This is a genomic window from Actinomycetospora sp. CA-053990, from assembly GCF_050948445.1.
In the GTDB taxonomy this organism is placed as follows: domain Bacteria; phylum Actinomycetota; class Actinomycetes; order Mycobacteriales; family Pseudonocardiaceae; genus Actinomycetospora; species Actinomycetospora callitridis.
The window spans coordinates 5,572,790-5,593,302 of the sequence record NZ_CP192043.1 but is presented as its reverse complement, the minus strand read 5'-3'; the positions used below and the strand labels follow the sequence as shown (position 1 = coordinate 5,593,302).

35 protein-coding genes are annotated in these 20,513 nt (G+C 70.4%); all 35 read left to right on the top strand.

Annotated elements, in window-relative coordinates:
• The first annotated feature begins 56 nt into the window (after positions 1–56).
• The 35 genes from tuf (at position 57) to truA (ending at position 20,464) form a co-directional block, all read left to right on the top strand.
• Positions 57–1,250 carry an elongation factor Tu gene (tuf, locus tag ACQPYN_RS28495; protein WP_274194356.1) on the top strand — a complete coding sequence of 398 codons (1,194 nt, stop codon included), beginning with the start codon at positions 57–59 and terminating at the stop codon, positions 1,248–1,250.
• Positions 1,251–1,693: 443 nt separating this feature from the next.
• A complete protein-coding gene (gene rpsJ / locus ACQPYN_RS28490) occupies positions 1,694–1,999 on the top strand; it encodes a 30S ribosomal protein S10 (protein ID WP_116708461.1) in 306 nt (101 codons plus the stop codon).
• Between the two features lie 59 nt (positions 2,000–2,058).
• Positions 2,059–2,712 carry a 50S ribosomal protein L3 gene (rplC, locus tag ACQPYN_RS28485; protein WP_433030124.1) on the top strand — a complete coding sequence of 218 codons (654 nt, stop codon included), beginning with the start codon at positions 2,059–2,061 and terminating at the stop codon, positions 2,710–2,712.
• 218 nt (positions 2,713–2,930) lie between these two features.
• A complete protein-coding gene (gene rplD / locus ACQPYN_RS28480) occupies positions 2,931–3,581 on the top strand; it encodes a 50S ribosomal protein L4 (RefSeq protein WP_433039089.1) in 651 nt (216 codons plus the stop codon).
• On the top strand, positions 3,578–3,883 hold the full coding sequence (gene rplW, locus ACQPYN_RS28475; protein ID WP_274194354.1) for a 50S ribosomal protein L23: 306 nt from the start codon (positions 3,578–3,580) through the stop codon (positions 3,881–3,883). Before rplD ends, rplW begins: the two co-directional genes overlap by 4 nt.
• 2 nt (positions 3,884–3,885) lie before the next feature.
• Complete coding sequence (gene rplB / locus ACQPYN_RS28470; protein ID WP_274190771.1) at positions 3,886–4,728, top strand: 50S ribosomal protein L2; 843 nt, start codon at positions 3,886–3,888, stop codon at positions 4,726–4,728.
• A 23-nt stretch (positions 4,729–4,751) separates the two neighbouring features.
• Positions 4,752–5,033, top strand: coding sequence for a 30S ribosomal protein S19 (gene rpsS / locus ACQPYN_RS28465; RefSeq protein ID WP_116708465.1), 282 nt, complete (start codon positions 4,752–4,754; stop codon positions 5,031–5,033).
• Positions 5,034–5,086: 53 nt separating this feature from the next.
• On the top strand, positions 5,087–5,497 hold the full coding sequence (gene rplV / locus ACQPYN_RS28460) for a 50S ribosomal protein L22 (RefSeq protein ID WP_433030121.1): 411 nt from the start codon (positions 5,087–5,089) through the stop codon (positions 5,495–5,497).
• On the top strand, positions 5,497–6,369 hold the full coding sequence (gene rpsC / locus ACQPYN_RS28455) for a 30S ribosomal protein S3 (RefSeq protein WP_274190769.1): 873 nt from the start codon (positions 5,497–5,499) through the stop codon (positions 6,367–6,369). The genes rplV and rpsC overlap by 1 nt, the downstream gene beginning before the upstream one ends.
• A 3-nt stretch (positions 6,370–6,372) precedes the next feature.
• The gene (rplP, locus tag ACQPYN_RS28450) at positions 6,373–6,789 is read left to right on the top strand and encodes a 50S ribosomal protein L16 (RefSeq protein ID WP_274190768.1); all 417 of its coding nucleotides are present in this window, start codon (positions 6,373–6,375) and stop codon (positions 6,787–6,789) included.
• Positions 6,789–7,043: a 50S ribosomal protein L29 gene (gene rpmC, locus ACQPYN_RS28445; RefSeq protein ID WP_433030118.1), complete on the top strand. Its 255-nt coding sequence runs from the start codon at positions 6,789–6,791 to the stop codon at positions 7,041–7,043. The genes rplP and rpmC overlap by 1 nt, the downstream gene beginning before the upstream one ends.
• Before the next feature lie 86 nt (positions 7,044–7,129).
• Positions 7,130–7,432, top strand: coding sequence for a 30S ribosomal protein S17 (gene rpsQ / locus ACQPYN_RS28440; RefSeq protein WP_433039087.1), 303 nt, complete (start codon positions 7,130–7,132; stop codon positions 7,430–7,432).
• A 43-nt stretch (positions 7,433–7,475) separates the two neighbouring features.
• Positions 7,476–7,844, top strand: coding sequence for a 50S ribosomal protein L14 (gene rplN / locus ACQPYN_RS28435; protein ID WP_133829612.1), 369 nt, complete (start codon positions 7,476–7,478; stop codon positions 7,842–7,844).
• A 3-nt stretch (positions 7,845–7,847) separates the two neighbouring features.
• On the top strand, positions 7,848–8,171 hold the full coding sequence (gene rplX, locus ACQPYN_RS28430; RefSeq protein ID WP_274190766.1) for a 50S ribosomal protein L24: 324 nt from the start codon (positions 7,848–7,850) through the stop codon (positions 8,169–8,171).
• Positions 8,168–8,740 carry a 50S ribosomal protein L5 gene (gene rplE / locus ACQPYN_RS28425; protein WP_274194352.1) on the top strand — a complete coding sequence of 191 codons (573 nt, stop codon included), beginning with the start codon at positions 8,168–8,170 and terminating at the stop codon, positions 8,738–8,740. Before rplX ends, rplE begins: the two co-directional genes overlap by 4 nt.
• Before the next feature lie 2 nt (positions 8,741–8,742).
• Entirely contained in the window at positions 8,743–8,928 is a 186-nt protein-coding gene (locus ACQPYN_RS28420; RefSeq protein ID WP_133829609.1) for a type Z 30S ribosomal protein S14, read from the top strand.
• Positions 8,925–9,188 carry a hypothetical protein gene (locus ACQPYN_RS28415; RefSeq protein WP_433030114.1) on the top strand — a complete coding sequence of 88 codons (264 nt, stop codon included), beginning with the start codon at positions 8,925–8,927 and terminating at the stop codon, positions 9,186–9,188. Before ACQPYN_RS28420 ends, ACQPYN_RS28415 begins: the two co-directional genes overlap by 4 nt.
• Positions 9,185–9,583 carry a 30S ribosomal protein S8 gene (rpsH, locus tag ACQPYN_RS28410; RefSeq protein WP_274190763.1) on the top strand — a complete coding sequence of 133 codons (399 nt, stop codon included), beginning with the start codon at positions 9,185–9,187 and terminating at the stop codon, positions 9,581–9,583. Before ACQPYN_RS28415 ends, rpsH begins: the two co-directional genes overlap by 4 nt.
• Positions 9,584–9,608: 25 nt before the next feature.
• Entirely contained in the window at positions 9,609–10,145 is a 537-nt protein-coding gene (gene rplF / locus ACQPYN_RS28405; RefSeq protein ID WP_274194349.1) for a 50S ribosomal protein L6, read from the top strand.
• Complete coding sequence (gene rplR / locus ACQPYN_RS28400) at positions 10,145–10,558, top strand: 50S ribosomal protein L18 (RefSeq protein WP_433030111.1); 414 nt, start codon at positions 10,145–10,147, stop codon at positions 10,556–10,558. The genes rplF and rplR overlap by 1 nt, the downstream gene beginning before the upstream one ends.
• Positions 10,559–10,598: 40 nt before the next feature.
• On the top strand, positions 10,599–11,234 hold the full coding sequence (rpsE, locus tag ACQPYN_RS28395; protein ID WP_274190760.1) for a 30S ribosomal protein S5: 636 nt from the start codon (positions 10,599–10,601) through the stop codon (positions 11,232–11,234).
• Positions 11,234–11,425: a 50S ribosomal protein L30 gene (gene rpmD, locus ACQPYN_RS28390; RefSeq protein ID WP_274190759.1), complete on the top strand. Its 192-nt coding sequence runs from the start codon at positions 11,234–11,236 to the stop codon at positions 11,423–11,425. Before rpsE ends, rpmD begins: the two co-directional genes overlap by 1 nt.
• Positions 11,418–11,876 carry a 50S ribosomal protein L15 gene (rplO, locus tag ACQPYN_RS28385; RefSeq protein ID WP_274190758.1) on the top strand — a complete coding sequence of 153 codons (459 nt, stop codon included), beginning with the start codon at positions 11,418–11,420 and terminating at the stop codon, positions 11,874–11,876. Before rpmD ends, rplO begins: the two co-directional genes overlap by 8 nt.
• A gap of 212 nt (positions 11,877–12,088) precedes the next feature.
• The gene (secY, locus tag ACQPYN_RS28380) at positions 12,089–13,408 is read left to right on the top strand and encodes a preprotein translocase subunit SecY (protein WP_433030108.1); all 1,320 of its coding nucleotides are present in this window, start codon (positions 12,089–12,091) and stop codon (positions 13,406–13,408) included.
• A 60-nt stretch (positions 13,409–13,468) separates the two neighbouring features.
• A complete protein-coding gene (locus ACQPYN_RS28375) occupies positions 13,469–14,026 on the top strand; it encodes an adenylate kinase (protein ID WP_433030106.1) in 558 nt (185 codons plus the stop codon).
• A gap of 100 nt (positions 14,027–14,126) precedes the next feature.
• A complete protein-coding gene (gene map / locus ACQPYN_RS28370) occupies positions 14,127–14,888 on the top strand; it encodes a type I methionyl aminopeptidase (RefSeq protein ID WP_433030104.1) in 762 nt (253 codons plus the stop codon).
• A 64-nt stretch (positions 14,889–14,952) separates the two neighbouring features.
• Entirely contained in the window at positions 14,953–15,408 is a 456-nt protein-coding gene (locus tag ACQPYN_RS28365) for a DUF1707 SHOCT-like domain-containing protein (protein WP_433030102.1), read from the top strand.
• 213 nt (positions 15,409–15,621) lie between these two features.
• On the top strand, positions 15,622–15,843 hold the full coding sequence (gene infA / locus ACQPYN_RS28360) for a translation initiation factor IF-1 (RefSeq protein WP_030532868.1): 222 nt from the start codon (positions 15,622–15,624) through the stop codon (positions 15,841–15,843).
• A 22-nt stretch (positions 15,844–15,865) separates the two neighbouring features.
• Entirely contained in the window at positions 15,866–15,979 is a 114-nt protein-coding gene (gene rpmJ, locus ACQPYN_RS28355) for a 50S ribosomal protein L36 (RefSeq protein ID WP_018330934.1), read from the top strand.
• Between the two features lie 183 nt (positions 15,980–16,162).
• Positions 16,163–16,543 carry a 30S ribosomal protein S13 gene (gene rpsM, locus ACQPYN_RS28350; protein WP_274190745.1) on the top strand — a complete coding sequence of 127 codons (381 nt, stop codon included), beginning with the start codon at positions 16,163–16,165 and terminating at the stop codon, positions 16,541–16,543.
• Between the two features lie 32 nt (positions 16,544–16,575).
• Positions 16,576–16,986: a 30S ribosomal protein S11 gene (rpsK, locus tag ACQPYN_RS28345; protein WP_116708483.1), complete on the top strand. Its 411-nt coding sequence runs from the start codon at positions 16,576–16,578 to the stop codon at positions 16,984–16,986.
• A 19-nt stretch (positions 16,987–17,005) separates the two neighbouring features.
• On the top strand, positions 17,006–17,611 hold the full coding sequence (gene rpsD, locus ACQPYN_RS28340; protein ID WP_274190744.1) for a 30S ribosomal protein S4: 606 nt from the start codon (positions 17,006–17,008) through the stop codon (positions 17,609–17,611).
• A gap of 101 nt (positions 17,612–17,712) precedes the next feature.
• On the top strand, positions 17,713–18,795 hold the full coding sequence (locus ACQPYN_RS28335) for a DNA-directed RNA polymerase subunit alpha (protein ID WP_433030097.1): 1,083 nt from the start codon (positions 17,713–17,715) through the stop codon (positions 18,793–18,795).
• Positions 18,796–18,884: 89 nt separating this feature from the next.
• Entirely contained in the window at positions 18,885–19,592 is a 708-nt protein-coding gene (gene rplQ / locus ACQPYN_RS28330; RefSeq protein ID WP_433030095.1) for a 50S ribosomal protein L17, read from the top strand.
• Positions 19,593–19,639: 47 nt separating this feature from the next.
• Positions 19,640–20,464, top strand: a complete 825-nt coding sequence (gene truA, locus ACQPYN_RS28325) for a tRNA pseudouridine(38-40) synthase TruA (protein WP_433030093.1) — start codon at positions 19,640–19,642, stop codon at positions 20,462–20,464.
• The last annotated feature ends 49 nt before the right edge of the window (positions 20,465–20,513 follow it).

Here is a 20,513-nt window from a genome sequence, read left to right as displayed (position 1 = left end):
GCCCGCCCCGTAACGAGGGACGGGCCAGGAGAACACAGTCCAGGAGGACGAGAGCAGTGGCGAAAGCCAAGTTCGAGCGGACCAAGCCGCACGTCAACATCGGCACGATCGGTCACATCGACCACGGGAAGACGACGCTCACCGCGGCGATCACCAAGGTGCTGCACGACAAGTTCCCGCAGCTCAACCAGGCGTCGGCCTTCGACATGATCGACAAGGCGCCCGAGGAGCGGCAGCGCGGCATCACGATCTCGATCGCGCACGTCGAGTACCAGACCGAGAAGCGCCACTACGCGCACGTCGACTGCCCCGGGCACGCCGACTACGTCAAGAACATGATCACCGGTGCCGCCCAGATGGACGGCGCCATCCTCGTGGTGGCCGCCACCGACGGCCCCATGCCGCAGACCCGCGAGCACGTGCTGCTCGCGCGCCAGGTCGGCGTCCCCTACATCGTGGTGGCGCTGAACAAGGCGGACATGGTCGACGACGAGGAGATCATGGAGCTCGTCGAGATGGAGGTCCGCGAGCTCCTCTCGTCGCAGGACTTCCCCGGCGACGACCTGCCCGTGGTCCGCGTCTCCGCGCTCAAGGCGCTCGAGGGCGACGCCGAGTGGGGCGACGCGATCATGTCGCTCATGGACGCCGTCGACGACGCCATCCCGTCGCCGGAGCGTGACACCGACAAGCCGTTCCTCATGCCCGTCGAGGACGTCTTCACGATCACGGGTCGCGGCACCGTCGTCACCGGCCGCGTCGAGCGCGGCATCGTCAAGGTGAACGAGGAGGTGGAGATCATCGGCATCCGTGCGAAGTCGACGAAGACCACCACCACGGGCATCGAGATGTTCCGCAAGCTCCTCGACGAGGGGCGCGCCGGCGACAACGTCGGTCTGCTCCTGCGCGGCATCAAGCGCGAGGACGTCGAGCGCGGCATGGTCATCGGCAAGCCCGGTTCGATCACGCCGCACACCGAGTTCGAGGGCCAGGTCTACATCCTGGGCAAGGACGAGGGCGGGCGGCACACGCCGTTCTTCAACAACTACCGCCCCCAGTTCTACTTCCGGACCACCGACGTCACCGGCGTGGTGACGCTGCCGGAGGGCACGGAGATGGTCATGCCCGGTGACAACACCGAGATGTCCGTCCAGCTGATCCAGCCGATCGCCATGGAGGAGGGCCTCCAGTTCGCCATCCGCGAGGGTGGCCGGACGGTCGGCGCCGGTCAGGTCACGAAGATCAGCAAGTAGGACAGGGGAAGGGGCTCGAGCCCCTTCTCCGACCCCGGTGGGGCTCGGCCCGAACGGCCGTGCGACACTGGACACCTAGCTCGCACGGGGCGGTCGGCTCAGTCGGTATCGAGCCGACCGCCCCGCTGTGAGCGGGGGTCCGAGAGCCACATCGTGGGCCCGGATCGCCCGGCCATCGCGCCGGCGGTCCACCGTGCAGCCCCTCGTGTCGAGGAGCGGGACGGACACACGTTGAACAGCGCGGGGTCCACGGGGCCGCGGTGTGCGGAGTGCACACGGCGGAGCCTGTCGACCGACTCGACACACCCGACCGCGTGGACCGGAGACGGTCTCGCTCGGGGGGTGTCCGGGCCGGAGGCATGAGCACCGGGGCGTCTCGAGAACCTGGCCAGCCACCAGGGGTCACACCCTGGCGGGACGAGAAGAGGAACGGCAAAGCCACCATGGCGGGACAGAAGATCCGCATCCGGCTCAAGGCCTACGACCACGAAGCGATCGACGCGTCGGCTCGCAAGATCGTCGAGACCGTGACGCGCACCGGCGCCTCCGTGGTCGGGCCCGTGCCGCTGCCCACCGAGAAGAACATCTACTGCGTCATCCGCTCGCCGCACAAGTACAAGGACTCGCGCGAGCACTTCGAGATGCGCACCCACAAGCGACTGATCGACATCGTGGACCCCACGCCGAAGACGGTGGACGCGCTCATGCGCATCGACCTGCCGGCGAGCGTCGACGTGAACATCCAGTGAGGTCGGCAGTGACGACAGCGAATGCAGTCAATGCAGCGCCGGCGCGCCCCGAGCGGAAGATGAGCGGCGTCCTCGGCACCAAGGTCGGCATGACCCAGGTGTTCGACGACTCCAACCGCATCGTCCCGGTGACCGTGGTGAAGGCTGGCCCCTGCGTCGTGACGCAGGTGCGCACCCCCTCGGTGGACGGCTACAACGCCGTGCAGATCGCCTTCGGCGCCATCGACCCGCGCAAGGTGAACAAGCCGGAGACCGGCCACTTCTCCAAGGCCGGCGTGACCCCGCGGCGCCACCTCGCCGAGCTGCGCACCAGCGACGCGAGCGAGTACGAGGTCGGCCAGGAGGTCACCGCGGAGACGTTCGCCGCCGGTGCCGTCGTCGACGTCTCGGGCACCAGCAAGGGCAAGGGCACGGCGGGTGTCATGAAGCGCCACGGCTTCGGCGGCCTCGGGGCCAGCCACGGCACGCAGCGCAAGCACCGCTCGCCCGGCTCCATCGGCGGCTGCGCCACCCCGGCGCGTGTCTTCAAGGGCACGCGCATGGCCGGCCGGATGGGCAACGAGAAGACCACCACGCAGAACCTGACCGTGCACGGCGTGGACGCCGACGCGGGCCTGCTGCTGATCCGCGGCGCCGTCCCCGGCCCGCGCGGCGGCCTGGTCCTCGTCACGTCGGCCGCCAAGGTCGACCCCGCGAAGGGCGGTGAGCAGTGAGCACCCCGGACGGACAGACCCCCGGCGTGACCGACTCCGAGGGCCCCGACGCGGCCGAGCAGACCGAAGCCGGCACCAGCTCGGCGACGGCCGCGGCCACCGCCACGCTCCGGTCGACCCACGGTCACTCGACCCGTCGCCGCGGCTACACCGCCGGTGAGGCGCGTCGTCTCGCCCGGCGGGACCAGCACGCGACGGCCTCCGGCGAGACGCGCTCCGTGCCGGTGAACACCCCGGCCGGCGGCACCGACGGCTCCGTGGAGCTCCCGGGCGTGCTGTTCGACGCCCCGGCCAGCACCGCGCTGATGCACCAGGTCGTCACCGCGCAGCTCGCGGCGGCCCGCCAGGGCACGCACGACACCAAGACGCGCGGCGAGGTCCGCGGCGGCGGCAAGAAGCCGTACCGCCAGAAGGGCACCGGCCGCGCCCGTCAGGGTTCGGTGCGCGCACCGCAGTTCACCGGCGGTGGCGTGGTCCACGGACCGACGCCGCGCGACTACGACCAGCGGACCCCCAAGAAGATGAAGGCGGCCGCCCTGCGCGGTGCGCTGTCGGACCGCGCCCGTCACGAGCGCATCCACGTCTTCTCGGCGCTGATCGAGGGCACCGCCCCGTCCACCAAGGGCGCCCGCACGGCGCTCTCGGGCGTGGTGACGTCGGGCGCGGAGCTCCGCAACGTGCTCGCCGTCGTCGCCCGCGAGGACGAGGCCGGCCGCCGCAGCGTGGCCAACCTCCCGGCGGTCCACATGATCACGCCGGACCAGCTCAACACCTACGACGTCCTGCGCGCCGACGACGTGGTCTTCACGTCCGCGGCGCTCGAGGCCTTCATCGCCTCGCGCACGCCGGGACAGGAGGCCGACAAGTGATCGCCGACCCGCGAGACGTGATCATCGCGCCGGTCATCTCCGAGAAGAGCTACGGCCTGCTCGAGGAGCGCCAGTACACCTTCCTGGTGCGCCCGGACGCGAACAAGACGCAGATCAAGGTCGCCGTTCAGCAGATCTTCGACGTGCAGGTGGCCAGCGTGAACACGCTGAACCGTGAGGGGAAGCGCAAGCGCTCCCGCCGCGGCTTCGGCAAGCGCAAGGACACCAAGCGCGCGGTCGTGACGGTGACGCCCGACAGCCGGACGATCGACGTGTTCGGCGCGCCCGGGGCAGGGAGCTGACCATGGGAATCCGCAGGTACAAGCCGACGACCGCGGGGCGGCGCGGCGCGAGCGTCTCGGACTTCGCCGAGATCACGCGCGACCACCCCGAGAAGTCGCTGATCCGCCCGCTGCACAACAAGGGCGGCCGCAACGTCACCGGGCGCATCACCACCCGGCACCAGGGCGGTGGCCACAAGCGGGCCTACCGGCTCATCGACTTCCGTCGCCACGACAAGGACGGCGTGCCGGCCAAGGTCGCTCACATCGAGTACGACCCGAACCGCACCTCGCGCATCGCGCTGCTGCACTACGCGGACGGCGAGAAGCGCTACATCATCGCCCCGGAGCGGCTGCACCAGGGCGACACGGTGGAGGCCGGCCCCAAGGCCGACATCAAGCCGGGCAACAACCTCCCGCTGCGCAACATCCCGACCGGTACGACGATCCACGCGATCGAGCTCCGCCCCGGTGGCGGCGCCAAGATCGCGCGCTCGGCCGGCTCGAAGGTGCAGCTGGTGGCCAAGGACGGCCCCCACGCCCAGCTGCGGATGCCCTCGGGCGAGATCCGCAACGTGGACGTGCGGTGCCGCGCCAGCATCGGCGAGGTCGGCAACGCCGAGCACTCGAACATCAACTGGGGCAAGGCGGGCCGCAACCGCTGGCGCGGCAAGCGCCCGTCGGTGCGCGGTGTGGCCATGAACCCGGTCGACCACCCGCACGGCGGTGGTGAGGGCAAGACCTCCGGTGGTCGCCACCCGGTCAACCCCGCCGGCACGCCCGAGGGCCGTACCCGAGGCCGGAAGGAGAGCGACCGCATGATCGTGCGTCGCCGCCGCACCGGCAAGGGCAAGAAGAAGCGCTGACGAGAGCAGGAGGGAGCGAAGCGATGCCACGCAGTCTCAAGAAGGGCCCGTTCGTCGACGACCACCTGCTCAAGAAGGTGGACGCGCTCAACGAGGCCAACCGCAAGACGGTCATCCGGACCTGGTCGCGCCGTTCGACGATCATCCCGGACATGATCGGCCACACGCTGGCCGTGCACGACGGGCGCAAGCACGTCCCCGTGTTCGTCTCGGAGTCCATGGTCGGGCACAAGCTCGGCGAGTTCGCCCCGACCCGCACGTTCCGCGGGCACGTCAAGGAGGACCGCCGCTCCCGCCGTCGCTAGTCGACGCGGAGCGCGGGACCCCCATGGCCCGGAATCAGGAAGGAACGTCAGAGATGTCTGCACCAGCCGACACCGACACGGCCCCGCGCGGGGCCGTGGCGCGGGCGCGCTACGTGCGCATGTCGCCGATGAAGGTCCGTCGCGTGGTGGACCTGGTGCGCGGCATGCCCGTGGGCGAGGCCGCCTCGGTGCTGCAGTTCGCCGAGCTCAAGGCCGCCCAGCCGGTGGCCAAGGTCGTCGCGAGCGCGGTGGCCAACGCCGAGAACAACGTCGATCTGGACCGCGCGAACCTGGTGATCTCCACGATCACCGTGGACGAGGGTCCGACCATGAAGCGGTTCCAGCCCCGTGCGCAGGGCCGGGCGTACCGCATCCGGAAGCGGACCAGCCACATCTACGTCGAGGTCACAGAGGTGGCCGCGGCGAAGGGCGGCCGTTCGCGTTCGAAGAGGAGTGGCCGCTGATGGGCCAGAAGATCAACCCGCACGGCTTCCGCCTCGGTATCACCACCGACTGGAAGTCGCGCTGGTACGCCGACAAGCAGTACGCCGACTACGTGGCCGAGGACGTCAAGATCCGCCGCATGCTCTCCAAGGGCATGGAGCGGGCCGGCATCTCCAAGGTCGAGATCGAGCGCACGCGTGACCGCGTCCGCGTCGACATCCACACCGCGCGTCCGGGCATCGTCATCGGGCGCCGCGGCGCCGAGGCGGACCGCCTGCGCGGCAACCTCGAGAAGCTGACCGGCAAGCAGGTCCAGCTGAACATCCTCGAGGTCAAGGGCGCCGAGGCCGACGCGCAGCTCGTCGCGCAGGGCGTCGCCGAGCAGCTGTCCAACCGTGTGTCGTTCCGCCGCGCGATGCGCAAGGCCATGCAGTCGGCCATGCGCAGCCCCGGCGTGAAGGGCATCCGGGTGCAGTGCTCCGGCCGGCTCGGTGGCGCCGAGATGTCGCGCTCCGAGTTCTACCGCGAGGGGCGCGTGCCGCTGCACACGCTGCGCGCGGAGATCGACTACGGCCTGTTCGAGGCCCGGACCAACTTCGGCCGCATCGGCGTGAAGGTCTGGATCTACAAGGGCGACGTGGTCGGCGGCAAGCGCGAGTCCGAGCGCCAGGCGGCGCTCGACGCCGCGACGCGTGACCCGCGTGGCGGCCGTGGCCGTGGCGGCGGCTCGAACGACCGTCCCCGCGGGCGTCGTTCCGGCTCGTCGGGCACGACCGGGACGAGCACCGAGGCCGGGCGCGCCGCAGCTGCCGAGCAGGCAGGTGCGGGTGCGACCACGGGCGGGGCCCCCGCCGGCGCCGCCCCCGAGGCGACCACGCAGACGGAGTCCTGAGTCATGCTGATCCCCCGCAAGGTCAAGTACCGCAAGCAGCACCGGCCGGACCGGACGGGCGCCGCCAAGGGCGGCACCCAGATGTCCTTCGGCGACTACGGCATCCAGGCCCTGGAGCACGCCTACGTCACCAACCGGCAGATCGAGTCCGCCCGTATCGCCATCACGCGGCACATCCGTCGTGGCGGCAAGGTGTGGATCAACATCTTCCCGGACCGGCCGCTGACCAAGAAGCCGGCCGAGACCCGCATGGGTTCCGGTAAGGGCTCGCCCGAGAAGTGGGTGGCGAACGTGAAGCCGGGCCGGGTCATGTTCGAGATGAGCTACCCGAACGAGGCCACGGCCCGCGAGGCGCTGCGTCGCGCGCAGCACAAGCTGCCGATGCGCTGCCGCATCGTGAGCCGTGAGGAGAGTTTCTGATGGCCGCCGGAACCCCCGCGAGCGAGCTCCGGGAGCTCAACGCCGAGGAGCTCGTCGCCCGCGCCCGTGAGGCGAAGGCCGAGCTGTTCAACCTGCGCTTCCAGATGGCGACCGGGCAGCTGGACAACAACCGTCGACTGCGGACCGTGCGCCACGACATCGCGCGCATCTACACGGTGATGCGCGAGCGCGAGCTCGGCCTGTCGGTCAGCCCCGATGAAGGATCTGGCACCGACGAGGAGGGAGCGGCATGAGCGAGAGCACCGCTGAGACCACCACTCCGGCAAGCTCGGGCGCCACCGCCCCCGAGCGTGACGAGCAGGAGCAGGTCCGCGCCGAGGTGAAGCAGGCCGACAAGGCCCAGCAGACCCCGGCCGAGGCCCGCAACGACGACCGTGGCCTGCGCAAGGTGCGTGAGGGTCTCGTCGTCTCGGACAAGATGGCCAAGACCATCGTCGTCAGCCTCGAGGACCGGGTGAAGCACCCGCGCTACTCGAAGGTCATCCGACGCACGAAGAAGGTCAAGGCGCACGACGAGAACAACACCGCCGGCCCCGGCGACCGCGTGCTCCTCATGGAGACCCGGCCGCTGTCGGCCACCAAGCGCTGGCGTCTCGTCGAGATTCTCGAAAAAGCCAAGTGATCCTTGGAAACCGTCCGCTCGTGCGGGCAGGTCAGGAGAAGAAGTGATCCAGCAGGAGTCGCGGCTGCGTGTCGCCGACAACACGGGTGCACGGGAGATTCTGTGCATCCGCGTTCTCGGGGGCTCGTCCCGCCGCTACGCGGGCATCGGCGACGTCATCGTGGCGACCGTGAAGGAAGCCATCCCGGCCGCCGGTGTCAAGCGCGGCGAGGTCGTCAAGGCCGTCATCGTGCGCACCCGCAAGGAGAAGCGCCGTCCGGACGGCTCGTACATCAAGTTCGACGAGAACGCAGCCGTGCTCATCAAGAACGACCGTGAGCCCCGCGGGACCCGCATCTTCGGCCCCGTGGGCCGCGAGCTGCGCGACAAGAGGTTCATGCGGATCATCTCGCTCGCGCCGGAGGTGCTGTAGCAGATGAAGGTCAAGAAGGGCGACACGGTCGTCGTCATCGCCGGCAAGGACAAGGGCGCCAAGGGCAAGGTCATCAAGGCCTTCCCCGACCGCGACAAGGTCCTCGTCGAGGGTGTCGGCCGCGTCAAGAAGCACACGGCCCAGTCCGCCAACCAGCGCGGCGCCCAGAGCGGCGGGATCGTCACCCAGGAGGCGCCTATCCACGTCTCGAACGTGATGGTGGTCGACCCCGACGGCAAGCCGACCCGCGTCGGCAGCCGCGAGGGTGGCGAGGGCGAGCAGAAGCGCGTGCGCATCGCGCGCCGTAGCGGGAAGGACCTCTCGTGACCACCACCGAAGCTCCCGAGACGACCCGTCCGCGGCTGCAGCAGCGCTACCACGACGAGATCAAGAACGCGCTCTCGGAGCAGTTCGGGTACGCGAACCCGATGCTGATCCCGGGCGTCGTCAAGGTCGTCGTGAACATGGGCGTCGGCGAGGCCGCACGGGACTCCAAGCTGATGGAGGGCGCGGTCCGCGACCTCACCCTCATCGCCGGCCAGAAGCCGGAGATCCGCAAGGCCCGCAAGTCGATCGCGCAGTTCAAGCTGCGCGAGGGCATGCCGATCGGCGCCCGCGCGACCCTGCGCGGCGCGCGGATGTGGGAGTTCCTGGACCGGCTGCTGACCATCGGCCTGCCGCGCATCCGTGACTTCCGCGGTCTCTCGCCGAAGCAGTTCGACGGCTCCGGCAACTACACGTTCGGTCTGTCGGACCAGACGATGTTCCACGAGATCGACCAGGACTCGATCGACCGGCCGCGGGGGATGGACATCACCGTGGTCACCTCCGCGACCACCGACGAGGAGGGCCGGGCGCTGCTCCGTCAGCTCGGCTTCCCGTTCAGGGAGAACTGAGAATGGCGAAGAAGGCTCTGGTCAACAAGGCCGCGAAGACCCCGAAGTTCAAGGTCCGCGGCTACACCCGGTGCAACCGGTGCGGGCGCGCCCGTGCCGTGCTGCGGAAGTTCGGGCTCTGCCGCGTGTGCCTGCGCGAGATGGCGCACCGGGGCGAGCTCCCGGGCGTCAGCAAGGCGTCCTGGTGAGCGCGGCGAACACCTCCGCGAACACCGCCGAGGTCCCCGAGGCCCCGAGCGAGGGCGCGATCGACCCCGCGCTCCTGCGTCTGATCCAGCGGGTGGCGCACCGCGAGCACATGCTCGTCGGCGTCGCCTCGCCGACGGCGCATCCCCGAACCACCGCTCAGAAGAGCTCCACACGCCGCAGGCCCGTCATCGGGACCGCGCGCACGGCCTCCGTGCGCCCGACCCGGGGAACCACGGCGAGGAAGGTGACCTGGTCATGACGATGACCGACCCGATCGCGGACATGCTGACGCGCATCCGGAACGCCAACTCGGCGTTCCACGAGAGCGCGACCATGCCGCACAGCAAGCTCAAGACCCACGTCGCGCAGGTCCTCCTGGACCAGGGCTACATCGCCGGGTTCCGCACCGAGGACGCCACCGTGGGCAAGTCCCTCGTGGTCGACCTCAAGTACGGCCCGAACCGCGAGCGCAGCATCGCCGGCATCAAGCGCATCTCGAAGCCGGGTCTGCGCATCTACGCCAAGTCCAACGAGCTCCCCCGGGTGCTCGGCGGTCTCGGCGTCGCCATCATCTCGACGTCCTCCGGTCTGCTGACCGACCGGCAGGCCTACCAGCGACGGATGGGCGGGGAAGTCCTCGCCTTCGTCTGGTAACGGCTCGGAAGGAGAGGGACCAACCATGTCACGTATCGGCAAGGCCCCGATCACCGTGCCGTCCGGCGTGGACGTCGCGGTGGAGGGCCAGCAGGTCACCGTCAAGGGACCGAAGGGCACGCTGAGCCACACCGTCGACGAGCCCATCCGGGTCTCGGTCGACGACGGTGTCATCTCGGTGGCCCGCCCCGACGACGAGCGGGACAACCGTGCGCTGCACGGGCTGTCGCGCTCGCTGCTCAACAACCTCGTGCAGGGCGTGAGCCAGGGCTACGAGCGCAAGCTCGAGATCCACGGCGTCGGCTACCGCGTGCAGCTCCAGGGCTCGACCCTGGTGTTCGCGCTCGGCTTCAGCCACCCGGTGCGGATCGACCCGCCCGAGGGCATCACGTTCACGGTCGAGAGCCCCACGCGCTTCTCCGTGCAGGGCATCGACAAGCAGCTGGTCGGCCAGGTGGCCGCCAACATCCGCTGGCTGCGCCGTCCCGACCCGTACAAGGGCAAGGGCGTCCGGTACGCCGGCGAGCAGATTCGCCGCAAGGTCGGGAAGACGGGCAAGTGATGGCTACCAACACCGAGAGCACGACCACCAAGGCTCGGGGTCACCTGGGCAAGAACGTCTCGGAGACGCGTCGCACGGGTCGTACCCGTCGCCACGTCCGGCTGCGCAAGAAGATCGCCGGCACGCCGACGCGTCCCCGTCTGGTCGTCACCCGCTCGACCCGGCACATCACGGCGCAGGTGGTCGACGACATCGCCGGCCACACGCTCGCCCACGCCTCCACGCTGGAGGCGGACGTGCGCGGGCTGGAGGGCGACAAGAAGGCCCAGGCCGCGAAGGTCGGGGAGCTCATTGCGGCTCGCTCGCGGGCAGCCAGCATCGACGCGGTCGTCTTCGACCGCGGCGGTCGCCGCTACCACGGTCGCATCGCGCAGCTCGCGGATGCGGCCCGCGAGGGGGGTCTGCAGTTCTGATGCGGACTCCCAGGACGAACACGATTGGAAGGAACGCCTGATGCCGGGACGCACACGGCGCGACGGGCCCGCGGGCTCGGGCGCACAGGGCGGCGAGCGTCAGGGCGGCAGCGCCGGTCGCGACCGCCAGCAGGGCGGCCGCGACCGCCAGCAGGACCGCACGCCGCACCTCGAGCGCGTCGTCGCCATCAACCGCGTGGCGAAGGTCGTCAAGGGTGGCCGTCGCTTCAGCTTCACCGCCCTGGTCGTCGTCGGTGACGGCGACGGCATGGTCGGCGTCGGCTACGGCAAGGCCAAGGAGGTGCCCGCCGCGATCGCGAAGGGCGTCGAGGAGGCGAAGAAGAACTTCTTCCGCGTCCCGCGCGTCGGCGGCACCATCACGCACCCGATCCAGGGCGAGGACGCCGCGGGCGTCGTCCTCCTGCGCCCGGCGAGCCCCGGTACCGGCGTCATCGCCGGTGGCCCGGTGCGCGCCGTGCTCGAGTGCGCGGGCATCGCCGACATCCTGTCGAAGTCGCTCGGCAGCCAGAACGCGATCAACATCGTGCACGCCACGGTGGCGGCGCTGAAGGGCCTGCAGGTCCCCGAGGCCGTCGCCGCCCGTCGTGGCCTGCCGATCGAGGACGTGGCGCCGGCGCGCATGCTGCGTGCCCGCGCCGCGCAGGGAGCGTCGTGATGGCCGACCTCAAGGTCACCCAGACCCGGTCGCAGATCGGGGGCAAGCGCAACCAGCGCGAGACGCTGCGGACCCTGGGGCTCCGGCGCATCGGTGCCACCGTCGTGCGCCCGGACACGCCCCAGAACCGCGGCCTGATCAACACCGTTCGTCACCTGGTGACGGTCGAGGAGGTGGGGAGCGATGGCTGAGTCGTCCCCGATCAAGCTGCACCACCTGCGCCCGGCCCCGGGTGCCAAGACCGCGAAGACCCGTGTGGGTCGCGGTGAGGCCTCCAAGGGCAAGACCGCCGGTCGCGGTACCAAGGGCACCGGCGCACGGAAGAACGTCCCCGCGGGCTTCGAGGGCGGCCAGATGCCGCTGCAGATGCGTCTGCCGAAGCTCAAGGGCTTCCGCAACCGCAACAAGGTCGTCGCGCAGGTCGTCAACGTCGGCGACCTCGCCCGGCTGTTCCCCGACGGCGGCGAGGTCGGCCCGGCCGAGCTCGTCGAGGCGGGCGCCGTGCGCGCCGGCCGTCCGATCAAGGTGCTCGGCACCGGCGAGGTCGGGTCGGTGACGCTGCGTGTCACCGCGCACTCGTTCTCGGGCTCGGCGAGCGAGAAGCTGACCGCCGCCGGCGGCAGCGCCACCGTCGTCGAGTAGCAGTACCCCTCGTGACGCACGCACCGGCCCCGGTCCGCTCCTGTGCAGGAGCGGGCCGGGGCCGGTCCTGCGTCGCGGTGTAGTCTCGCGCCGGGTCGCCTTCCGACCCGGCGCGGCCCTGCGCACCGCCCATGACGCGGTGCGTGTGGTGACCCCCGGCCCGCGCGGGTGTGGAGTTCCGCGGTGCGGCCGAACGACATCTGGAGGTCCGAGTGCTCGGCGCCGTGCGGTCAGCTCTGACCACACCGGACCTGCGCAAGAAGATCCTGTTCACGCTCGGGATCGTCGCGGTCTACCGACTGGGAGCCACGCTCCCGGCACCCGGCGTCTCGTACTCGAACGTGCAGGAATGTCTGCGACAGGTCCAGGGCAGCGACGCGGCGAGCGTGTACTCGCTGATCAACCTGTTCTCCGGCGGCGCGCTCCTGCAGCTGTCGATCTTCGCCCTGGGCATCATGCCCTACATCACGGCCAGCATCATCGTGCAGCTGCTGACCGTCGTGATCCCCCGCTTCGAGCAGCTGAAGAAGGAGGGGCAGAGCGGTCAGGGCAAGCTCACGCAGTACACGCGCTACCTGACGATCGCGCTGGCCGTCCTGCAGTCGACGGGCATCGTCGCCCTGGCCGACCGCAACCAGCTCTTCCAGGACTGCGACCCCGCGCAGTTCCCGATCCTGCCGGGCGCGGACGTCTTCGACCTCGCGGTCATCGTCATCGTCATGACGGCGGGTACCGCGGTCATCATGTGGTTCGGCGAGCTGGTGACCGAGCGCGGTGTCGGCAACGGCATGTCGCTGCTCATCTTCACCTCGATCGCGGCCCGCATCCCCGCCGAGGGCGGCACGATCCTCACGAACGCCGGCGCCATCGCGTTCACCGTCGTCTGCGCGTTCGGGCTGGTCATCATCGCCAGCGTCGTGTTCGTGGAGCAGGGGCAACGCCGCATCCCGGTGCAGTACGCCAAGCGCATGGTCGGACGTCGCATGTACGGCGGCACCTCGACCTACCTGCCGCTGAAGGTCAACCAGGCCGGCGTCATCCCCGTGATCTTCGGATCGTCCCTGCTGTACCTGCCCGACCTGCTCTCGCGGATCACGGGCAACCAGGACTCCGGCTTCTCGCGCTTCGTCCAGACGTACCTGGCCAACCAGTCCAACTGGTTGCACATCATCCTGTACTTCGCGCTGATCATCTTCTTCACGTACTTCTACGTCGCGATCACGTTCAACACCGAGGAACGCGCCGACGAGATGAAGAAGTTCGGGGGCTTCATCCCCGGCATCCGGCCCGGCCGTCCCACGGCCGAGTACCTCAGCTACGTGTTGTCCCGCATCACCTTGCCCGGCTCGATCTACCTGGGCATCATCGCCGTCCTGCCGAACTTCTTCCTCGGCCTGACCGGTCAAGGACAGAACCAGAACTTCCCCTTCGGGGGCACGGCTGTTCTGATCATGGTGGGCGTCGGGCTGGACACGGTGAAGCAGATCGAGAGCCAGCTGATGCAGCGCAACTACGAGGGCTTCCTGCGCTGATCGGGTAGCCGGTCGGCGCGGTACACGGACCACAGGGATGTCGGGCGAAGGAGTGTTGTCGTGAGGATCGTTCTGGTGGGGCCGCCGGGAGCGGGCAAGGGAACGCAGGCCGCGCGGCTGGCCGAGCGTCTCGACGCGCCGCACATCTCCACCGGGGACATCTTCCGCGAGAACATGAAGAACGAGACCGAGCTCGGCAAGGAGGCCCAGCGCTACGTCGACGCGGGCGACCTGGTGCCGGACGAGGTCACGGTCAAGATGGTCAAGGACCGTCTCGCCCAGCCCGACGCCGCCGAGGGCTTCCTGCTCGACGGGTTCCCGCGGAACAGCGCCCAGGCCGAGGAGCTCGAGAGCGTGCTGAGTGACCTCGACCAGCGCCTGGACGCGGTGCTCGTCTTCGAGGTCGACGACGAGGAGCTCGTCAAGCGCCTGATGTCCCGTGGCCGCTCGGACGACACCGAGGAGACCATCCGGCACCGCCAGCAGGTCTACCGCTCCGAGACCGAGCCCCTCATCGAGCACTACCGCGACATCGCCGTGCGCGTCGACGCCGTCGGATCGGTCGAGGAGATCACCGACCGGGCCATGGACGCGCTCGCCGACGAGCCCGACGACTGACTTGGGGAACCCGAGTCGCGGGCCGATCACGGGGGCCGTCGCAGGGCTCACAGCGGGTGTCGGCGGGATCGCCGACCGCGTGCGGGGACGCTTCGTGGAGATGAAGACACCGGGTCAGATCGAGGCGATGCGTGCGGCCGGCCTCGTGGTCGCGGCCACCCTCGCCGCCGTCACCGACGCGGTGCGCCCCGGAGCCAGCACGGCCGACCTCGACGCCGTCGCCGAGGCCACGATCCGGGAGGCCGGCGCGGAGCCGTCGTTCCTCGGGTACCAGGGGTTCCCGGCGTCGATCTGCGCCTCGGTCAACGAGCAGGTCGTGCACGGCATCCCGTCGCACATGACGGTGCTCGCCGACGGTGACCTGATCTCGATCGACTGCGGCGCGATCCTCGAGGGCTGGCACGGGGACGCCGCGGTGACCGTCGCCGTGGGCACCCCGCGCGCCGGGGACGAGTCGCTGTCTGCCGCGTGCCGAGCGGCCATGTACGCGGGCATCGAGCGCCTCGTGCCCGGCGGCAGGCTCGGCGACGTCTCGCACGCCGTCGAGGAGGAGGCCCGCCGTCGCGCGGCCGCGGACGGCCGCGAGTACGGGATCGTCGCCGACTACGGCGGGCACGGCATCGGGACCTCCATGCACATGGACCCGTTCGTGCCGAACCTCGGACGCGCCGGCACGGGCATGCGCCTGCGCAGCGGAATGGTGCTGGCCATCGAGCCGATGCTCACCGGCGGCACCGACGAGACCGACGAGCTCGCCGACGGCTGGACCGTCGTCACCTCGGACGGCAGCCGGGCCGTGCACTGGGAGCACTCGGTGGCCGTCACCGACGACGGGCCCCGCATCCTCACCGCACCCCCGTGAGCCAGTGCGGATAGCGGAGCTATCCGCTCGCTGTTATCCTCGGCCGCAGGGTCGAGGAGACGGGGTGGTCGTGGTGGCCGGGGACGAACTGCGGGTGGCGGACGCGGACCGCGAGCGGGTGGCGGCGCGGCTGGGGCAGGCGCACGCCGAGGGACGGCTGACGCTCGCCGAGTACGACGAGCGGGTGCGCGCGGCGCACGGCGCGGTGGTGGGGTCCGATCTCCTGCCGCTGACCGCGGACCTGCCGGCCGAGGCGCCGGCCCGGTCGGGCGGCGCCGTCCGCCCGGAAGCGCGGCCGGCGCGTTCGCCGATGCGCGCCGCCGTGGCGGTCTGGGCGGTCGTCTCGGTGATCAACCTCGTGATCTGGGTCGCCGTCTCGGTCGGCACGGGCGGGGTCGTGGCACCGTGGTGGATCTGGGTCGCCGGACCGTGGGGGATCGCTCTGGCCCTCGGGGCGGTCGCCGGCCGGGCGGGCCTCCCCTTCCCGGGTCCGTGCGCCGGGATGCCGATCCGCCGCTGACGTGGTGTGCGCGTGGTCGTCGAGGGCCCCGGTGGCGAGGCTCTCGACACGCCACGCGTACACTTGACAGCTGGTGCGCGTGTCGTGCCGGCCACGCGCGCTCGTGTGTCGGTCCGGTGTCGAGCGCGCTCCCCGTCCCTTGTGGACGTGTCGTCGCGATGCGGTGGCACCGAGCCGGGGACGGCAGCGTACGTCGAGAAGAATGCGGAGGACATGGCGAAGAAGGACGGCGCCATCGAGGTCGAGGGCCGGGTCATCGAACCCCTGCCCAACGCGATGTTCCGGGTGGAGCTCGAGAACGGGCACAAGGTCCTGGCGCACATCAGCGGCAAGATGCGTCAGCACTACATCCGGATCCTCCCCGAGGACAAGGTCGTGGTCGAGCTGTCGCCCTACGACCTGTCGCGCGGCCGGATCGTCTACCGCTACAAGTGATCCACACAGCGAGGAAGAGGACGTGAAGGTCCAGCCGAGCGTCAAGCGCATCTGCGCGAAGTGCCAGGTGGTCCGCCGTCACGGGCGGGTCATGGTCATCTGCGACAACCTGCGCCACAAGCAGCGCCAGGGCTGACGCAGTACCGGGCACTCGCGGCCACACGCGGCCGCATCCCATTCCTCCCCGCACCTACGTCGGCTCGAGCGATCGATGCCCCGGCGGAACACCCCCGGCTCGGGAGGCCGGGGCCCGGACCCGTGAGGTCCGGGACGGGCGGGGAGCCAGACCTCCCGGACGACACGAGGAGCACGTCGCCACATGGCACGACTCGCCGGCGTCGATCTCCCCCGCGAGAAGCGGATGGAGATCGCGCTGACCTACATCTTCGGGATCGGCCGTAGCCGTTCCAAGGAGATCCTCACCGAGACCGGCATCGACCCCGACCTGCGGTCGAAGGACCTGTCGGACTCCGATGCCGCGACACTGCGTGCGTACATCGAGAACCACTTCCGGGTCGAGGGTGACCTGCGCCGCGAGGTCCAGGCGGACATCCGGCGCAAGGTCGAGATCGGCAGCTACCAGGGGCTGCGGCACCGCCGCAACCTGCCGGTGCACGGGCAGCGGACCAAGACCAACGCCCGCTCGCGCAAGGGCCCCAAGAAGACGGTTGCCGGCAAGAAGAAGGCCGCACGCAAGTGATGCAGGCCCCCCTCGATCAGGAGAAGAGCTAGATGCCACCCAGGACTCGCCAGGGCGCGGCCGGGGCCAAGAAGGTCCGTCGTCGGGAGAAGAAGAACGTCTCCCACGGGCACGCGCACATCAAGAGCACGTTCAACAACACGATCGTCTCCATCACCGACCCGACCGGCAACGTCATCAGCTGGGCCTCGGCCGGCCACGTGGGCTTCAAGGGCTCGCGCAAGTCGACGCCGTTCGCCGCGCAGATGGCCGCCGAGAACTGCGCCCGCAAGGCCGCGGAACACGGGATGAAGAAGGTCGACGTCTTCGTGAAGGGCCCGGGTTCGGGCCGCGAGACCGCGATCCGGTCGCTGCAGGCGGCCGGCCTCGAAGTCGGCACGATTTCCGACGTCACCCCGCAGCCGCACAACGGCTGCCGCCCGCCGAAGCGTCGCCGGGTCTAGGGCGGAGAGGAGACACACGATGGCTCGCTACACAGGACCTGCCACCCGCAAGTCCCGCCGCCTGAAGGTCGACCTGATCGGCGGCGACAAGTCCTTCGAGCGCCGCCCGTACCCCCCGGGTCAGCACGGCCGGATCCGCATCAAGGAGTCCGAGTACCTGCTGCAGCTGCAGGAGAAGCAGAAGGCCCGCTTCACCTACGGCCTGCTCGAGAAGCAGATGCGCAAGTACTACGAGGAGGCGAACCGTCGCGAGGGCAAGACCGGCGACGAGTTCCTCAAGCTCCTCGAGTCGCGTCTCGACTCGGTGGTCTACCGCGCCGGGATCGCGCAGACCCGTCGTCAGGCCCGTCAGCTCGTGGGCCACGGCCACTTCCTGGTCAACGGCCAGAAGGTCGACGTCCCCAGCTACCGGGTGACGCAGTACGACATCATCGACATCCGGGACAAGTCCCGGAACATGCTGCCCCTCGTGGTGGCGAAGGAGAACTTCGGCGAGCGGCCCGTCCCGGGCTGGCTCCAGGTCGTTCCGGACTCGCTGCGCATCTTCGTCCACTCCCTCCCGGAGCGGACGCAGATCGACACGCCGGTCTCGGAGCAGCTGATCGTCGAGTTCTACTCGAAGTAAGCCCACGAAGTACGCACGACCCCCGGCCCGGGCGATCGTGCCCGGGCCGGGTCTCACGTTCGGCGTCAAATAGCGGACGCCGCATCGGAAAGGTTTCGCACGTGCTGATCTCTCAGCGTCCCGCACTGTCCGAGGACGCCATCGACGACACCCGTTCCCGGTTCATCATCGAGCCGCTGGAGCCGGGTTTCGGCTACACCCTCGGCAACTCGCTGCGTCGCACCCTGCTGTCGTCCATCCCGGGCGCGGCCGTGACCAGCATCCGCGTCGACGGTGTCCTCCACGAGTTCACCACCGTCCCGGGGGTGAAGGAGGACGTCACCGACATCATCCTGAACCTCAAGGAGCTCGTCGTGAGCTCCGAGGAGGACGAGCCGGCCACGATGTACCTGCGCAAGCAGGGCCCCGGCACCGTGACGGCGGGCGACATCGTCCCGCCGGCCGGCGTGACCGTGCACAACCCGGACCTCCACATCGCGACCCTGAACGACCAGGGCCGCCTCGAGGTCGAGCTCGTCGTCGAGCGTGGTCGCGGGTACGTCCCGGCCGCGCAGAACAAGGCGTCCGGCGCCGAGATCGGCCGCATCCCGGTCGACTCGATCTACTCGCCGGTGCTCAAGGTCAGCTACAAGGTCGAGGCGACCCGCGTCGAGCAGCGCACCGACTTCGACAAGCTGATCCTCGACGTCGAGACCAAGCCGTCGATGACCCCGCGCGACGCGATCGCGTCCGCCGGGCGCACCCTCGTCGAGCTCTTCGGGCTGGCCCGTGAGCTCAACATCGACGCCGAGGGCATCGAGATCGGGCCGTCGCCGGCCGAGGCCGACTCGATCGCCGCCTTCGCGATGCCCATCGAGGACCTCGACCTCACGGTCCGGTCCTACAACTGCCTCAAGCGGGAGGGCATCCACACGGTCGGCGAGCTCGTCGGCCGCTCGGAGGCCGACCTGCTGGACATCCGCAACTTCGGTGCGAAGTCCATCGACGAGGTCAAGATGAAGCTGGCCGGGCTGGGCCTCGCGCTCAAGGACAGCCCGCCCGGGTTCGACCCGTCCGCCGCCGCGGCGGACTACCCCTCGGAGGGCTTCGAGTCCTACGGCTCCGACGGCGGCTTCGGCGGCTTCGGCGGCTACGGGGCCTCGGAGGACGACGGCCAGGACTACGCCGAGACCGAGCAGCTCTAGCACCACCCCAGCAACTCTGACGTGCTGCCCCCTCCCCGGTCCGTGCGCGGGCCGGGGAGGAAAGGCGTCACGAGACAGGAGCATTCGACATGCCCCAGCCCAGCAAGGGTCCGCGGCTCGGGGGTTCCCCCGACCACCAGAAGCTGATGCTGGCCAACCTGGCCACGTCGCTCTTCACCCACGGCCGCATCCACACCACGCGCGCCAAGGCCGACCGGCTGCGTCCGTACGCGGAGCGGCTGATCACCAAGGCCAAGAAGGGCGACCTGCACAACCGGCGTCTCATCCAGGAGCAGATCCGGGACAAGGACGTCGTGCACCGCCTGCTCGCCGAGATCGGCCCGTTCTTCGCGGACCGGCCGGGTGGCTACACGCGCATCGTGAAGACGCTGCCGCGCCGGGGCGACAACGCGCCCATGGCGGTCATCGAGCTGGTGAACGAGCGGACCGCGAGCGCCGAGGCGTCGCAGGCCACCCGCGTGGCGGCCCCGCCGACGTCCCCGTCGGGTCCGGGCGCCGAGGTCGGTGACACCGCGACCGGTGCCGCGGCCACGGCGGCCACGATCGCGGCGGCCGAGAGCGGCGACGAGACCTCCGCGCCGGAGGTGCCCGAGGCCGAGGCCGCGGCCGCCGAGGACAGCGCTACCCAGGACACCGCGTCCGAGGACACGACCTCGTCGTCGGCGGATGCCGACGACGACGTGCCCGAGGGCATGGCCGACAACGCGGCGGCCAGCTCCGGTCTCGAGACCTCCGATTCCGACGCGGACTCGGACAAGGACTCGGACAAGTCCTGACCCCGCACGACCCCCACGAGCCCGCCGTCGATCCCGACGGCGGGCTCGTGGTGTCTCCGGCGCCGACCCGGCGGTACCGGATCGACCTGGCCTACGACGGCACCGACTTCTCGGGCTGGGCGCGCCAGCCGGAGCTGCGCACGGTGCAGGGCGTCCTCGAGGAGACGCTGTCGACGATCTGGCGGGTGCCGGTCGCGCTGACGGTCGCCGGACGTACCGACGCCGGCGTCCATGCCGACGCGCAGGTCTGCCACGTCGACCTGCCCGCCGAGGTCGAGATCCATCCGGGACTGATCGGCCGGCTGGCGCGGATGCTGCCGCCGGACCTGCGGGTGCACGCCGTGACGCCGGCGCCCGACGGCTTCGACGCGCGGTTCTCCGCGATGCGCCGCCACTACGCCTACCGCGTCAGCACCGCCCCGTGGGGGCCCGAGCCGCTGCGTGCACGCGACACCCTGCGCTGGCCGCGGCCCCTCGACGTCGACGCGATGAACGCGGCCGGCGCCGCGATGCTCGGCGAGCACGACTTCGCCGCCTACTGCCGTCCCCGCGCCGGCGCGACCACCGTGCGCGAGCTGCAGCACCTACGCTGGGACGCGGAGCCCGGCGAGCGCGACGTCCTCGTCGCCCGGCTCAGTGCCGACGCGTTCTGCCACTCGATGGTCCGGTCCGTCGTCGGCGCGCTGCTCGCAGTGGGGGAGGGCCGGCGGCCCGTCGAGTGGCCCGCGGCGCTGCTCGCGGCGCGCGCGCGGTCGAGCGAGGTCACCGTCGTGGCCGCGCGGGGGCTGCGGCTGACCGGGGTCGACTACCCGGACGCCGCGGACCTCGCGGAGCGCGCCGCGCGGACGCGGCGGCGTCGTGACGAGGTCTGAACGTCAGCGGCGGCGCCCTCTCGGCGTGCTCCTCTGATGCTGACATCCG